Annotated in this window: 15 protein-coding genes and 1 tRNA gene; 9 read left to right on the plus strand and 7 right to left on the minus strand. The window is 62.9% G+C overall.

The annotated features are described in order from the left end of the window. Nucleotide 1 precedes the first annotated feature (1 nt). From GL4_RS11605 to hmuQ, 6 genes are all read left to right on the plus strand, one after another. On the plus strand, nt 2–355 hold the full coding sequence (locus tag GL4_RS11605) for a Na+/H+ antiporter subunit C (RefSeq protein ID WP_045367717.1): 354 nt from the start codon (nt 2–4) through the stop codon (nt 353–355). Beyond that, nucleotides 352–1,971 carry a monovalent cation/H+ antiporter subunit D gene (locus tag GL4_RS11610; protein WP_082025631.1) on the plus strand — a complete coding sequence of 540 codons (1,620 nt, stop codon included), beginning with the start codon at nt 352–354 and terminating at the stop codon, nt 1,969–1,971. The genes GL4_RS11605 and GL4_RS11610 overlap by 4 nt, the downstream gene beginning before the upstream one ends. Before the next feature lie 2 nt (nt 1,972–1,973). After that, the gene (locus GL4_RS11615) at nt 1,974–2,465 is read left to right on the plus strand and encodes a Na+/H+ antiporter subunit E (RefSeq protein WP_045367719.1); all 492 of its coding nucleotides are present in this window, start codon (nt 1,974–1,976) and stop codon (nt 2,463–2,465) included. After that, entirely contained in the window at nt 2,462–2,731 is a 270-nt protein-coding gene (locus tag GL4_RS11620) for a K+/H+ antiporter subunit F (protein WP_045367721.1), read from the plus strand. The genes GL4_RS11615 and GL4_RS11620 overlap by 4 nt, the downstream gene beginning before the upstream one ends. Nucleotides 2,732–2,735: 4 nt before the next feature. Next, the gene (locus GL4_RS11625) at nt 2,736–3,128 is read left to right on the plus strand and encodes a Na+/H+ antiporter subunit G (RefSeq protein ID WP_045367724.1); all 393 of its coding nucleotides are present in this window, start codon (nt 2,736–2,738) and stop codon (nt 3,126–3,128) included. Between the two features lie 75 nt (nt 3,129–3,203). Beyond that, nucleotides 3,204–3,533: a heme-degrading protein HmuQ gene (hmuQ, locus tag GL4_RS11630; RefSeq protein WP_045367726.1), complete on the plus strand. Its 330-nt coding sequence runs from the start codon at nt 3,204–3,206 to the stop codon at nt 3,531–3,533. A 33-nt stretch (nt 3,534–3,566) separates the two neighbouring features. On the opposite strand, the gene GL4_RS11635 is transcribed toward hmuQ, so the two are convergent. Then, nucleotides 3,567–5,702, minus strand: coding sequence for a molybdopterin-containing oxidoreductase family protein (locus tag GL4_RS11635; RefSeq protein ID WP_045367729.1), 2,136 nt, complete (start codon nt 5,700–5,702; stop codon nt 3,567–3,569). A gap of 335 nt (nt 5,703–6,037) precedes the next feature. Between GL4_RS11635 and GL4_RS11640 the strand changes: the two genes are divergently transcribed. Continuing rightward, nucleotides 6,038–6,451 carry a hypothetical protein gene (locus GL4_RS11640; protein ID WP_045367731.1) on the plus strand — a complete coding sequence of 138 codons (414 nt, stop codon included), beginning with the start codon at nt 6,038–6,040 and terminating at the stop codon, nt 6,449–6,451. 597 nt (nt 6,452–7,048) lie between these two features. Here the strand turns inward: GL4_RS11640 and GL4_RS11650 are convergent. Both GL4_RS11650 and GL4_RS11655 read right to left on the minus strand, forming a co-directional pair. After that, nucleotides 7,049–7,135: transfer RNA gene (locus GL4_RS11650), tRNA-Leu, on the minus strand. Between the two features lie 141 nt (nt 7,136–7,276). Continuing rightward, entirely contained in the window at nt 7,277–8,323 is a 1,047-nt protein-coding gene (locus tag GL4_RS11655; RefSeq protein ID WP_045367734.1) for a ceramidase domain-containing protein, read from the minus strand. A gap of 475 nt (nt 8,324–8,798) precedes the next feature. Here GL4_RS11655 and GL4_RS11660 point away from each other — a divergent pair, with 475 nt between their 5' ends. Next, entirely contained in the window at nt 8,799–10,097 is a 1,299-nt protein-coding gene (locus GL4_RS11660) for a DUF2254 domain-containing protein (protein WP_045367736.1), read from the plus strand. 14 nt (nt 10,098–10,111) lie between these two features. On the opposite strand, the gene aspS is transcribed toward GL4_RS11660, so the two are convergent. Continuing rightward, on the minus strand, nt 10,112–11,890 hold the full coding sequence (gene aspS / locus GL4_RS11665) for an aspartate--tRNA ligase (RefSeq protein ID WP_045367738.1): 1,779 nt from the start codon (nt 11,888–11,890) through the stop codon (nt 10,112–10,114). 209 nt (nt 11,891–12,099) lie between these two features. On the opposite strand from aspS, the gene rnd reads away from it, so the two are divergent. Then, complete coding sequence (gene rnd / locus GL4_RS11670) at nt 12,100–13,269, plus strand: ribonuclease D (RefSeq protein WP_045367739.1); 1,170 nt, start codon at nt 12,100–12,102, stop codon at nt 13,267–13,269. On the opposite strand, the gene GL4_RS11675 is transcribed toward rnd, so the two are convergent. The 3 genes from GL4_RS11675 to GL4_RS11685 are packed head-to-tail and all read right to left on the minus strand — an operon-like array spanning nt 13,237 to nt 14,702. Then, nucleotides 13,237–13,434: a DUF2905 domain-containing protein gene (locus tag GL4_RS11675; protein ID WP_045367742.1), complete on the minus strand. Its 198-nt coding sequence runs from the start codon at nt 13,432–13,434 to the stop codon at nt 13,237–13,239. The genes rnd and GL4_RS11675 overlap by 33 nt on opposite strands. Before the next feature lie 3 nt (nt 13,435–13,437). Next, nucleotides 13,438–13,764, minus strand: coding sequence for a MerR family transcriptional regulator (locus GL4_RS11680; protein ID WP_052464426.1), 327 nt, complete (start codon nt 13,762–13,764; stop codon nt 13,438–13,440). Then, the gene (locus tag GL4_RS11685; protein WP_045367747.1) at nt 13,764–14,702 is read right to left on the minus strand and encodes a DnaJ C-terminal domain-containing protein; all 939 of its coding nucleotides are present in this window, start codon (nt 14,700–14,702) and stop codon (nt 13,764–13,766) included. Before GL4_RS11685 ends, GL4_RS11680 begins: the two co-directional genes overlap by 1 nt. Nucleotides 14,703–14,818 lie beyond the last annotated feature (116 nt).

Genomic DNA, 14,818 nt, shown 5'->3' on the forward strand with positions numbered 1-14,818 from the left:
CATGGAACTCATCGTCTCCAGCGCGATCGGCTTGATGACGGCGGCGGCTGTCTATTTGATTCTTCAGCAGCGGACCTTCCCGATCGTGGTCGGCCTGACCTTGCTGTCCTACGCGATTAACATCTTCTTGTTTTCGTCGGGACGGCTTGTCATCGATAAGCCGCCGATCATTGGGGGCGCCGACGCCTATACCGATCCCCTGCCGCAGGCTCTCGTGCTCACGGCCATCGTCATCTCGTTCGGCATGACGGCACTGATCGTCGTGCTCGCGTTGCGCGGGTTCCTCGAGACCGCGACGGACACGGCAGACCTCCCCGAGGACGATTTCCCTGACGAGACGGAGACCGGCACATGACGGCTCCGCATATCGCAACAAGCTGGATAATCGCGCCGGCGATCCTGCCCGCCATCACCGCGGCGATTATGATCCTGGTGCGGCGGCGCGACATCGAGATGCAGCGCGTGCTCTCGGTCGCCTCCACCGTGGCTTTGCTCGGGATCGCGCTGTTCCTCTACCAAGCCGTCAGCGACGGCGAGACGGACGCTTACCGCCTCGGCGCCTGGCCGGCGCCATACGGCATCGTGCTCGTCATCGACCGTCTCTCCACCACGATGCTGGTGCTTACGGCGGGACTCGCTCTCGCCGTACTGCTCTACGCCATCGCCGGTTGGGACAGGCGCGGGCGGCACTTCCACGCGCTGTTCCATTTCCAGCTGCTCGGTTTGAACGGCGCCTTCCTCACAGGCGACCTGTTCAACCTCTTCGTCTTCTTCGAGGTCATGCTGATCGCATCCTACGGCCTCATGCTGCATGGCGGCGGCGCGAAGCGCCTGCGCGCGGGCTTCCAATATGTGGCCATCAATCTCATCGCATCGTCGCTGTTCCTGATCGCGGTCGGGCTGATCTATGGCGTGACCGGCACGCTCAATTTCGCCGATCTTGCCGTCAAGGCGCGGGCGGTCGCGGCAAACGACCAGGCGCTCCTGCAGACGGGGGCGCTTCTGCTCTTGCTCGTCTTTGCCATCAAGGCTGCGTTCGTGCCGCTGCACTGGTGGTTGCCGGCAACCTACGCCGCCGCTTCCGCACCTATCGCCGCCCTCTTCGCGATCATGACCAAGGTGGGCGCGTACGCCATCATCCGCGTGTTCGGCACCGTGTTCGGCGATGGCGCCGGCGCCGAGACGCTGGGCGCTGTCGCCGCACCCTGGGTCGTCCCCGCTGCGCTCGTGACCCTTGCTGTCGGCACGGCCGGCCTGCTCGGCGCACGAAGACTGCTCGACCTCGCCGCCTTCAACACGATCGCCTCGATGGGTACGATCCTCATCGCCATCGGCCTGTTCAGCGTCGATGGGCTGACGGCGGCGCTATATTACCTGGTCCACAGCACCATCGCAGGCGCCGCGCTGTTCCTGATCGTCGATCTGATCGCCGCGCGCCGTCCGAACAAGCTCGACGCCTTGGTTCCCTGCAACCCGATCAGCCAAGCGCCGGTCCTCGGCGCGCTGTTCTTCCTCGTGGCCATCGCTGTCGTGGGGCTGCCGCCACTGTCCGGCTTCATCGGCAAGCTCATGGTTCTCGACGCGACGTACGACGCGCCGCGGGCATGGCTGATCTGGACCACGATCCTCGTGGCCTCGTTGATGATGACCATCGCCTTCGCCCGCGCCGGAAGCACGATCTTCTGGAAGACCGACGGGCAGACGACCGGACCCGGCTGGGAAACCGCCTCCAAGACGCCTATGGTCGTGGTGGCGTTTCTCGTGGGCGCGAGCCTGATGCTGGCCGTGTTCGCAGGTCCCGCCGTGAAGGCCCTGCATGCGACCGCGGGCCAGGCGCTCGACACGCAGAACTACGTCAACGCAGTGCTCGGGCCACAAGAGAACACCGAACCGGAGCGGCCGATTACCGAGCCGGCCGATGAGGCCACGACCGTGCCCGTGCCGGCCGATACGCAGGTGGAGGAGCACTGACGATGTTCGCAAAGCTCGTTCCCCATCCATTGCTGACCGTGCTGATCGTTATCGTCTGGATTCTCCTCAACGGGGTGTCCTGGGGCGCCGCCGTGCTGGGGCTGATCCTCGGCATCGTTGTTCCGCGCGCGACGAGCGCCTTTTGGCCCGACCGGCCGTTGGTCAAGAGCCCGCTCACGATCGTCACCTATGCGCTCATCGTGCTGTGGGACATCGTCGTCGCTAACTTTCAGGTCGCGTATCTGATCCTGTTCCGTCGCGGCGACGATCTGCAATCGCACTTCGTCACCATCCCGCTCGATCTCCGGTCGCCGGAAGCCATCTCCGCCCTCGCCGGCACCATCACGATGACCCCCGGCACCGTGAGTGCCACCTTGAGCGCCGACGGACGCGCGCTGCTTGTCCATTGCCTTGAAACCGACGACCCCGAGAAGACCGTGGCCGAAATCAAGGCTCGCTATGAGACCCGACTGCAAAGGATCTTCGAGAGATGATCGAAACCGCCTGTGCCATCGCCTTCGTCGCGATCAGCGCGGCCATGCTGCTCTGCCTTTACCGCGTGCTCGTAGGGCCGGACATGCCGACGCGAATTCTCGCGCTCGACACATTGACGATCAACGCGATCGGACTTGTGGTGCTTGCCGGCATCTATTGGGGCACGGAACTCTATTTCGAAGTCGCCTTGCTGTTCGCGATGGTCGGCTTCCTGACGACGGTCGCGTACTGCAAGTACATCTTGCGCGGCAATGTGATGGAGTAGATCGATGACCGACTTCGGCGACATCGCAGTAGCGGCCCTGATTTGCCTCGGCGCCTTTTTCCTCTTCGTCGGCTCGCTCGGCCTGGCCAAACTGCCTGACCTGATGCGGCGGCTGCACGGTCCGACCAAGGCGACGACGCTCGGCATCGGCGCGACGCTGATCGCCTCGATGCTCTACTTCCTCCTGAAGGGGAACGCGATGTCCATCCAAGAACTGTTGATCACGACGTTCTTGTTTTTGACGGCGCCTGTGACGGCGCTCATGGTGGCGAAGGCGCATCTCCTGCTCGACAAGTCCGAGGCGGCAAACCTACCGCCCACCGGCCGCAAGGTCGGCTGGTCGGTTTTCGACGCGCCGCCCGTTCAATCGGAAGACACCCCGTCCAAGGAAGATTGACATCGGGCAGCTGACACGGCCGGCGTCTGACGGAGCAGCTCCTGGACGCGGTCAAATTTTAGAAGGACGAGAAGCATGTTCATCGCCATGAACCGGTTCAAAGTACTCAAAGGCGCGGAAGAGGATTTCGAGCAAGTTTGGCTGTCGCGCGAGACTCATCTCGAAGACGTCCCCGGCTTTGTCGAATTCCATCTCCTAAAGGGACCCGAGCGGGAGGACCACGTCCTCTACGCCTCGCACAGCATCTGGCGTTCCCAAGCCGACTTCGAGGCCTGGACACGATCGGAAGCTTTCCGCAAGGCGCATGCGCGCGCCGGCGAGGGCAAGCCCTTGTATCAGGGCCACCCCGAGTTCGAAGGCTTTACCACCTTGCAAAAGGTGCGCGCGAAGAATGCCGCGGCCTAGCCTCAGCAGACCAGGCCGCCGGCACTCCAAACACTAATTGACGCGTCTCACCTGAACCAGATTGTCGGAGAAGGTGGGCGCGTGCCCCAGGCTCGCGAACTCATCCGAACTGATGCAGTTCACCGAACCGTCCGACCGGTTGAGGCTCCGCCAATAGCCGAGCGTTGCGACGATGACGCCTTTGTTCACGTCGTCGGTGACGCGCGCCAAACCTTCGAAGTCGCCCCGGTCGTTATAGACCCGGACGGGATCGCCATCGCGGATCGAACGGGCCTTTGCGTCGGCCTTGTTTATTAGAACGAACTGCTCGCCTTGACCTTTGATCTTGTGTGGCTCGTTGGCGTAGCACGAGTTCAGGAAGCCGTGGCTCTTCGGCGAGATGATGTTGAGCGGGTACTGGTCCGCGAGCTTCCGGTTCGTCTCCGGAGATTCGCGCGGCGGCAAATAGCCGGGCAGCGGATCCACATCCTCGCCGGACTGCTTGTCCTCGTACATCATCCGGAACGGTGGCGCGACGAAGTTCGTGGCGCCATGCAGGAAGAACTCGACCTTGCCTGACGGTGTCGGGAAGTTCCCCTCCGCATGCGGTAGTCGGTTATCGGGCGTGCCGACCGCGAGGTGGAAATAGCCGTGCTTGCGGAAGTAATCCATATCGATGCCGGCCATCTGCGGTGCGTCCCATTGGATGTAGTGCTCCGCAAGCTCCATGTCGCTCATGGTGAAGCGTGGATCGTCGTCGAACCCGAAGGCTGCGGACAGGAGGCGGAAAATCTCCGCATTCGACTTGGCCTCACCACGCGGCTCGATCGCCTTCTCGTTCAAGGTCAAATAGAAGTGCCCCCACGAGAACATCATGTCGTCGTGCTCGCCGGCCATGGTCGCCGGCAGGATGATGTCTGCGTAGGCCGCCGTGTCCGTGATGAAATGTTCGGCCGTGACGAAGAACAGGTCCTCGCGCGATAGGCCTTCCACAATGCGATTGGTTTCAGGTGCCTGGCTGACGGGGTTCGTGTTGTACACGAATAGCCCCTTGATCGGCGGGTCGAGCTGCATGTCGCCGGTGAGAGCCCGGCCGAGCTGGAGATTGTTCACGACGCGGGTGTGCGGCCGGATGTAGTCGGGCCGAGAGACCTTGCCCCAGTCGATGGGGAACTCCCAGAGCGGCATCTGCAAAAGGCCGCCGCCCACATGCCGCCAAGACCCGGCGAGCGCCGGAATGGCGCACACGGCCCGGATCGTCTGACCGCCGCCCGCGTGACGCTCCAGGGCGACGCCCATGCGGATCACGGAGGGCTGCACGCTCGCGAACTCACGGGCGAACTGGGCCACGTCCTCGGCCGAAACGCCGGTGACTTCCTCCACGTAATCAGGCGTGAAATCGAGCGCCCGCTGCGCGAGCTCAGGATAGCCGACCGTGTGCGCGTGCACCCATTCGTCGTCCACGTAGTTGCCGCGGATCATGGCGGCGATGATGCCCATGGCGAGCGCGCCATCCGTGCCTGGCTTGGGCGCAATGTGCCAGTCGGCGGCCTTGGCCGTACGCGACCGGTAGCTGTCGATCACGACAACTTTCGCACCGTTCTTCTGCGCTTCCAGAATGAACGGCCAATGATGCAGGTTGGTGGAAATCGAGTTGCACGCCCAGATCACGATGTATTTCGAATGGACGAAGCTTTCCGGATCGACGCCGCCGGTTGGCCCGACGGTCAAGAGCCAAGCCGTCGAGGAACCGGACGCGCAAAACGTCTTTTCGTTCACGGTCGTCCCTAGGCGGTTGAAGAAGGCATCGCCGCAGGTCAGTCCCTGCACCAGCCCCTCATTGCCGAGATAGCTGTACGGCAGAATCGCCTGCGATCCGTACTCATTGATAATGTCCGTCCAGCGCGCATGGATCTCGGCAATCGCCTCGTCCCAAGTTATCTCAACGAACTTGCGGCTGCCCTTGGGGCCTGCACGGCGCAGGGGATGCAGCACGCGATCCGGATTGTAGTGGTGCTCGTGGAAGTCCTTGAGCTTCACGCACAACCCGCCGCGGGTCATGGGATGTTCCTTGTTCCCCCTGACATCGACGAGCCTGCCGCCCTCGACCTCGTAGTACATGGCGCATGTATCCGGGCAGTCATGAGGACACCCACCAAAAAACCTCTCGCGTTTCGGCTGCTCGTTCACAAACTTCCTCCCTCTATCGCGCTCTCGTTGGCCGCTGTTGAACGAAGCGTACGATGCGCAATCAGGGTTGTCGATTGTGCAATGCAAGAGCGAAACGGGTCATAGGGCTCGGACGCGCGAATGGGATCCCGCCCATCGGAAACAGCCGAACCTGGCGCGCCCGCAACTGTTGCAGGCCTCGTCGTCCGGCTGCGAACGCCTCGCGCCCCGAAACCCGCCGGCGGCCATATGAGGGATCCACCCCATACACCGGACGAGCAGGCGTCCGTACGTTCCTTCCCAGTTCTGGCGGACAAGCCAGCGCAGACGCCCTTGAACCCACGAAGGAACACATCATGACCAAGATTGCTCAGACCACGACCACGTTTGCTTTTCTCTCGAAGTTCGCCTTCTTGATACTCGCCGCCTTCATGTTCACCGAAATCGCCGCCCCCTTGCCCGCGGCTGCGAAGACCGCCGAGCAGTGCTACTCCAGCGGCAAGTCCGCCGGCCAGAAGGACGGCTACACGGACGGCTTCAACGACGCCTACAAGGCCTCGTTCAACGACACGATCATCGGCACCATGGATCTTTCGGCCGAGGAATGTGCCAAGTATTACAAGCAGGGCTACAACATCGGCTACATGGCCGGCTGGAAGAACGGCCAGAAAGAAGGCAAGTCCGCTGGCGCCGAAGATGCCCAGGACTGGAAAGACGACCTGCGCGACCGGATGCGCGAATGCATGCGGACCGGCAACAACTGCCCGTAGCCGCAGCCACTCTTCCGAGCACTTGGTTCGGCTCTCTAGGACCGCGTCGGTCTTAGGGAGCGGAGCCACGTTCTGTCACGGGCTACGAAGCGCTCCTCCGGAACCGCGCGAGTTGGCCGAAAGACGCCGGCAGCAGTCGATCTCGTCCTTCTCGCGCCGCCGATGCGGCACGGAGATGATCATGTCATAAAATAGCTGCGGTTCGGGCGTTAGCTGGCGACCAGCCACGCTTTGCGCTTGGAAATCCACCGCTTCCCGTCGTCAGCCATACTGGACCAGAGGCCAGGGGCCGAGATCATGGGCCAATACTCAGTCGCCCAGTTGAATAAATTCCGGGACACAAGCCGATGCTCGGACTGCGTTCACTATCGCGGCTGCGCGCTGTGGCTATCCCTCCTGCTCATGAATGAAGAGCTGAGCCACCCCGGTCTCGACCTAATTGTCCCGGATATCACCAAGCCGTGCCCTATGTTCTTCCCTTGGACGACCGACGGCGCGAGACGGCATGCCGCGCGTCGCACCCCCTACGTACGGTCGATCAACCCGGAGCACTGAACCGGACACCGGCGCCAACCTGCGGATGCACCGACGAGCTGCTGGTGCGGACGGCGGGGATCGAACCCGCACGGCCTTTCGGCCTCAGGATTTTAAGTCCTGTGTGTCTACCAATTCCACCACGTCCGCGGAGCGAGCGGGACGCGCGCCGCGCGTCCCTCGCCGGGGCCGGACCGCCCGGAAGGCGGCCTGACCTGGAAGAATAGCCCTACTAACCGTTGCGATACGGTTTGTCTAAGGACTCCCGCCCGCCGGACGTGAAGGCGCCGCTTACGAGGGCGCCTTCTTGGTGCGTTTCCTGGTCCCGGATGCTTCCTTGGAGGGCTTTTCGTCCGATGGCTTGTCTTCAGAAGACGCCTCTTCGGAAGCCTCATCTTTCGGGGCCCCCTCGTCCGAACCGCCCTCTTCCTTGGGCGCGTCGGCGTCGGCCGGCGCTTCCTCCGCCTTTGCCGGAGGCTCATCTTTCGACTCGGGTTCCGGCTTGGCTTCCGGTTCCTTCGCCTCAGGTTCGGCCTTGGCCTCGGGTTCCGACTTAGCCTCGGGCTCGACCTTGGCTTCGGGCGCCTTCTCCTCCGGCTTTTCCTCGACCGGTTCCGGTAGCGGCCTAATGCCTGTTTCCAGGCTTGCGCGCATCAGTAGGAAGAGCACGACCGCGTTCAGAAGATGCCAGATGAAGTGCGTGCCGGTGTTGCGGCCCTCGACAACGATGCTGCTGCAATAGGCCATGTCGAGTGACCGCAGCAGGATCGACGCCGCGAAGACGAGCGTCGCGGCCATGACGTAGGGCGTGGCCTTATGGCGCCGCTCCGCCAGGAGCATACTGACGACGATGAGCACGCCGAGAGCCGGCAGATAGCCGACGCTGCCATTCATGCAGACCTTCGCCCCGTCCGGCGCGCCGGCCGCGAAGCCGACCCCACCGTCCCAGCAGTGAACTTGGCCGGCCGCGGCGGTCAGTCCGGCGAACAAGATGACCAGGAAGACCGTCCATCCGGGCGGCACGGTCAAGAGCCGGTTCAAGGCAAAGCCGAGATAGACCAGCATGAACACGGCAATGGGGATCACGTCCGCAAGTTCGGTGCCGCGATCCGCATAGACGTGGAAGGCGATGCTGCCGAAGCAGATCGCGAACACGAGCGCTACGAACAGATAGTGATCGGCGCTGCGTTGCTCCGGCGGCCGCCACAAGACGAGCTGCCAGAAGATCAGAGCGGCTAGAAAAAAGCCGACATTGGAAATGGCGTTGATGGGCTCGGCCCACAGAGCCTCGTTCGTTCCCCGTTCGCAGTAGATATAGACGCGCTCGCCTAACGTCATGGTCCCTTGTCCTTTCGTCCCGTCACTCCAGGAAAGAGGTTCCCCCTAGCGGCATGCAGCGCACCACCGACGGCTTTCGTCTGCATGCAGACGCACTCCGTTGTGTTGTATTTTCAGCAGCACCCTCGGACCCATGATAACCGCGAAACAGCCGTCCTGTCAGCGTTGTCATGAAATTGATGCCGGCCAAAACATACGTAGCCTGAGTGTTGGCCTGAAGCGGTGCGCTAGTCTTTTGCTTTTGAGAGGGAATTCCGGAAACTGAGCTTCTTGAGCTGCCCGCCCTACAGCGGCCGCTGCTGTCCTGTCGGCAGGTCTTCCGACTGCTGACCCAACGAGATCACCGGCGCTTGCCGCGAAACCGACGCCCCACGTGGTGCCTCGGTGCCGAGGGTTGCTTGGCCCAAAGCGTTGCTTGCCTTAAGACTGATGAGATGACCAAACGTCGATTGTGTTTTCTTCCCGGGCGCGGCAGATGCTGACACGGATTCTGACAGCCTGGCACCGCATCTGGATGAGCCTTTGGGCCCTTCCTCTTCTTATGGTGCTGGTTGCGGCCGCTACAGCACTCCTCGCGGTCCATCTTCCCCTAAGCCAAGACGACAGTTCCGTCTGGTTTCTCTACAGCGGCAACGCCGAGGAGGCGCCGCCGTTCCTGACCAGTCTCGTCACTGCCATGATCACCATGGCGACGCTGGTCGTCTCTATCACCATGGTCGTGCTGACGCTGGCCGCCCAGCAGCTTGGCCCGCGTCTCATCCGCAGCTTCATGGCCGACCGGCGCACCCAAGCGACGCTCGGCCTCTTTATAGCGACGGTTGTCTATCTGCTCCTGGTTCTCCGCGCGGCGTATGGCAACGTCGAGGAGGTCCCTAATCTTGCCGTCAGCATCGGGACGCTGCTGGTTCTACTTTGTCTCATGGCACTGCTGGTATTCGTGCATCACCTGGCCCGCTCCATCATCGCCGACAACACGATCGAACGCGTGGGTGAGACTCTCGATGAAGACATCAAGCGCCTGCTTCCGGAGCGCGAGGCCGACCGTGCGAGCGAGCCGGAGACCCGTCCCTCCCAAACCGGCGCGCCGTTGAGCCTAACGGCCAACGGCTATGTGCAGGCCCTCAACTACGATGGGCTGGTCGACTGCGCTAAGGATGCGGACGCGGTTATCGAGATCTCGTTCAAGCCGGGGCGCCACGTAGTCGCGGGATCGACCTATGCCTGGATCAGTCCCGCCGACGCGGCCAACGACGGTATTCAGGACCAAATTGAAAACTGCGTGATAGTTGGCGGCGAGCGCGCTTCGGTACAGGATCTGGAAGCGTCCGTACGACAACTCGTCGAGGTCGCCTTGCGGGCGCTGTCGCCCAGCATCAACGACCCTTTCACGGCCATGGCCGTCATCGACCGGCTGACCACATCGCTCGCCAAGATGATGCGGCGAGGACCCGCGCAATGCGTCTGGACGGATTCCGATGGCGCCGTACGGCTCTTGGCGCCCCACTCGACATTTGCCGACATCGTCCAGGAAGCGTTTCGGCAAATCCGTCAGCACGGCTCGGAGCAACCTGCGATTCTAATCCGGCTGGTGGAAAGTCTCGGGCAATTGCTTGCGCTGGCGGACAAGGATCAGTGCGCCACACTCAAGGAGCAGGTCGAAATCGTGCTCGAGACCGGTCGCCGCGACATCCCTCAGAAGCAGGATCTGGAGTCCTTGGAGCGCCGCGCGAAGGAGGCCCTGGATCGCGCGAAGGAAATCGTTCCAAAAGACTAGCTCTGGCCCGAAATCTAGCTCTTGGTCTTTTGCAGGGAGATCCGAATGCTAAGCTCTTTGAGCTGCTCGGGAGACACCTCGGACGGCGCACCCATCAGCAAGTCTTCTGCCTGCTGATTCATCGGGAACATCACGACCTCGCGCAAGTTCTCCTCGCCGCAAAGCAGCATCACCATGCGGTCGATGCCTGGTGCGATACCGCCATGCGGAGGCGCCCCATATTGCAGCGCGCGTAGCATGCCGCCGAACCGGGCCTCGAGCTCTTCCTTGGGATAGCCGGCAATGGCGAACGCCTTCTCCATAATCTCGGGCTTGTGATTCCGGATAGCACCCGAGGACAATTCAACGCCGTTGCAGACGAGGTCGTACTGGTAGGCGAGAACCTCCTCCGGCTCCATCGTGTCGAGCGCTTCGAGCCCGCCTTGCGGCATCGAGAACGGGTTATGGGAGAAGTCGATCTTCTTCTCGTCCTCGTTCCACTCGAACATCGGGAAATCAACGATCCAGCAGAAGTCGAAGCGGCCCGAGGCGGTCAGCTTCAGCTCCTCGCCGATCTTCGTGCGGGCCCGCGCGGCGAAGTCGACGAAGTCCTTCGGCAGTCCCGCCACGAAGAAGACGGCATCGCCATCACCGAGACCGAGTTGGGTGCGGATCGCTTCGGTCCGCTCAGGCCCGATATTCTTGGCGACGGGGCCCGCCCCCTCGCCGTCGCGGAAGAAGATGTAGCCAAGGCCCGGCTGCCCCTCGCCTTGCGCCCAAGAGTTCAGCCGATCGCAAACCGCACGGCTGCCGCCGGTCTTGCCGGGGATGGCCCAGACGCGCGCGTTTTCGTCCTTGTCCAGCATGCCGGCGAAGACCTTGAAGCCGGACCCGCGGAAGTGCTCGGACACGTCTTCCATTTCGATCGGGTTGCGCAGATCCGGCTTGTCGGTGCCGTATTTGTGCATGGCCTCCTTATAAGGGAGGCGCGGGAACTTCTGCGTCACCGGCTGACCGTTGCCGAAATCCTCGAACAGGCCGCGGATGATCGGCTCGACCGTGTTGAAGATGTCGTCTTGGGTGACGAAGCTCATCTCGAGGTCAAGCTGGTAGAACTCGCCCGGCGAGCGGTCAGCGCGCGCATCCTCGTCGCGGAAGCACGGCGCGATCTGAAAGTATCGGTCGAAGCCGGCCATCATGATGAGCTGCTTGAACTGCTGCGGCGCCTGCGGCAACGCGTAGAACTTGCCCGGATGCACGCGGGACGGCACCAGGTAGTCCCGCGCGCCTTCCGGCGACGAGGCCGTCAGGATCGGCGTCTGAAATTCGAAGAAGCCCGCGTCGCGCATGCGCTCCCGGATTGAGGAGATGATCTCCGCGCGCTTCATGACGTTGGCATGAAGTGTCTCGCGGCGCAGATCGAGGAAGCGGTAGCGCAGCCGTGTCTCTTCCGGATAGTCCGGCTCGCCGAAAACGGGGAGCGGCAGCTCGGCGGACTCCGACAGGATGTCGAGATCGGCGACGCGCACCTCGACCTCGCCGGTCGGCAGGTTCGGATTGATCGTATCCTCGGAACGCGCAACCACCGTGCCGTCCACCCGTACGACCCATTCCGGCTTCAGACGCTCGACAGCCGCAAACACGGGCGAATCCGGATCGGCGACGATCTGCGTGATGCCGTAGTGATCCCGTAGATCGATGAACAGCAGGCCGCCGTGATCGCGGACGCGATGGACCCAACCCGACAGCCGAACAGTGCTGCCGACATCGGCGCTGCGAAGCGCGCCGCAAGTGTGTGTGCGAAATGCGTGCATGGCTCTATGGTCTAAAGGCGGAGAAACGAAAAATGCCGCTGAGGCCTTGGTCTTGAAGGCGAGCGGAACACCGCACGGGATGGCTCCTTTTGTCAAGGTGGCGGCACAGCTTTCCCGGCTCTTGGGGTTATCGGCCGCGTTGCGGCGGATTGGGCCTCTCCATTAGTTCTCTTGGCCAGGCACCGCTCCTTGGGCTATATCCGCCATCCATGAATCTCATCACAACCACAGAAGAGCTTGAGGCGGCCTGCGCCGACCTCGCCAAGGCCCCGTTCATTGCGGTCGACACCGAATTCATGCGCGAGCAGACCTTCTGGCCGCGCCTGTGCCTCATTCAGATCGCAGGCGGCGACACCGAGGTCCTTATCGACAATCTGGCGCCGGGCATCGACTTGAAGCCGTTCTTCGACCTGATGGTCGACGAAAACGTCCTGAAGGTCTTTCATTCTGCCCGCCAAGACATTGAAATCGTTCATCATATGGCGGGTGTGGTGCCCCACCCCATCTTCGACACGCAAGTGGCGGCGATGGTCTGCGGCTTCGGCGAGGCGGTCAGCTACGCCATGCTTGTGAAGCGTCTGCTAGGCCGCAATCTGGATAAGAGTTCGCGCTTCACCGATTGGAGCCGCCGCCCGCTCTCGGAGCGGCAACTCACCTATGCCTTGGGCGACGTGACCCATCTGCGCGACCTGTTTCCCAAGCTCAAGGCACAGCTCGACAAGTCCGAGCGGGCGAGCTGGCTCATCGAGGAGATGGCCGTCCTGACCGACCCTGCCACCTACGAGCTCCATCCGGAGCACGCTTGGCGGCGGCTCAAGATGCGCATCAAGACGCAAAAGGCGCTCGCCGTTCTCATGGAGCTGGCGGCTTGGCGCGAACGCGAGGCGCAAAGCCAGGACGTCCCCCGCTCGCGTGTTCTAAAAGACGAGGCGCTCTACGACATTGCCGGCCAGGCGCCGCGTACGGTCGAAGACCTCGGGGCCCTGCGATCCTTGCACAACGGCTTCGCCCGGTCCTCGCGCGGCCGCGGCGTGCTGGAGGCTGTGGAGCGCGGCCTTGCGCGCGACCCTGCCTCGGTTCCTCCGCTTCAGCGCGGCGAGCCGATGCCGCCCGAAGCGCAAGCGGTAATGGACCTGTTGCGTGTGCTGCTGAAGGCGACGGCGGGACGTCACGGCGTCGCGCCCAAGCTGATCGCCACATCGGACGAACTCGAGCAGATCGCCCGGTCGAACGACGCGGACACCGCCGCACTGCGAGGCTGGCGGCTCAAGCTTTTCGGTGAGGACGCGCTGGCGCTCAAGCGGGGCGAACTGGCCCTGACGATCCGCAAGGGATCGGTGACGGTGCTAGCGGCGGAAGAACCAGAAGACCGCTCCTAGCAGCAGCGCCACGATCAGCCCCGTGGTGAACGGCACATAGAAGTAGAAGCTGCCGAGATCCACCACGATGTCGCCGGGTAGGCGGCCGAGGCCGTATTGCACGCTCGCCATGGTGAGCAGGATCACCAGCAGCACGTAGAAGACGACGACACCGTTGGAGCGCATGGCCTAGCCCCGCCGCCACTGCTCGATGCGCAACCGCACGGTCGTCCGTACGTCGGGCGGAAGCGCATCGATGGCCTCCACGAAGCCGCGCAACTCCGAACGGAGCCCGTGGATCTGATCGATCAGGTTCAAAAGAACCGGGACATCCTCCTCGTCGAATCCCATCTCGTCCTCGAGATTGCAAATCAACGCGGCCCGGGCGATGTCGGCCTCCGAATAAGCGGGCGCCCCGTCTTCTTCCGGCTTGATCAGGCCTTGGGATACGAACACACGCAACCGCGTCACCGTGAGACGCGACACCCGTGCGACAACGTCCTCCTCGGTCAGCATCACGCTTGCTCCTTCATTGTGCGCCGCGGATCGTAGGCGTGGGTTGTCTTCCACTCCTCGATGAAGGCCTTGAGCTCGTCGTCCACCTTCTCGGGCATCACCACGTTGAGCTTCACCAACTGATCGCCCTTGCCCTTCACGCCCCGCCCTTTGAGCCGCAGCGTCTGTCCGGAATTGGCGCCGGCAGGCACCGTCATGGCGACCTTGCCGCCAATGGTCGGAATCTCCACCTTGCCGCCGAGCACGGCCTCGTCGAGGCTGATCGGCAACTCGACCACGATATCGTTGCCTTCGCGCTTGAAGACGGGGTGCGGCCTCACGCCGACCTCGACCAGCGCGTCACCCGGCGGCCCTTCGCCGAGGCCCGGATGCCCCTTGCCCTTCAGCCGCAGGACCTGGCCCGCATTGACCCCCGGTGGAATGGTGACGTCGAGCGTGCTGCCGTCGGGGAGCGTGATGCGCGTCTTGGTGCCGTTGACCGCGTCGAGAAACGGAATGTCGAGATGGTACTGCGCATCCTGCCCCGGCATGGAGAACCGGGCACCGCCGCGCTGGCTGCGCCCGCCCATCCCGGCGCCGCGCATGCCCCCGCCGAACATGTCGCCGAACAGGTCGCTGAAATCGCCCATGTCCTCGTAGCCTGCCGATGAGTGGTAGCGCGCCCCGCCAGGTCCGCCCGCATATTCGCGGTAGTAGCGCGCCTCGGGCTTCTCCTGCCCGCTCGCGTCGATTTCGCCCCGGTCGTACTTCCCGCGCTGCTCCGCGTCTTTGAGGATCGAATAAGCGTGGGAGATCGCCTTGAACTTCTCCTCGGCGACCTTGTCGCCGGGATTGAGGTCCGGGTGCAGCTTCTTGGCGAGCTTGCGGTATGCCTTGGTGATTTCGTCGGCGCTCGCTGTCTTGGCGACGCCTAATACGGAGTAGAGATCCTCTGCCATCGTTATCTCAGGTCTGAGCCGGTCTTAGGGCTGGGTTGTGCGGAAATGATGCGGTCGGGGCGAGTGAGAAAGCCCGGAACCGGGCATTTTTCCCTTTTCTCATAGTGATTTGGGGT

Source organism: Methyloceanibacter caenitepidi, from assembly GCF_000828475.1.
GTDB classification, from domain to species: domain Bacteria; phylum Pseudomonadota; class Alphaproteobacteria; order Rhizobiales; family Methyloligellaceae; genus Methyloceanibacter; species Methyloceanibacter caenitepidi.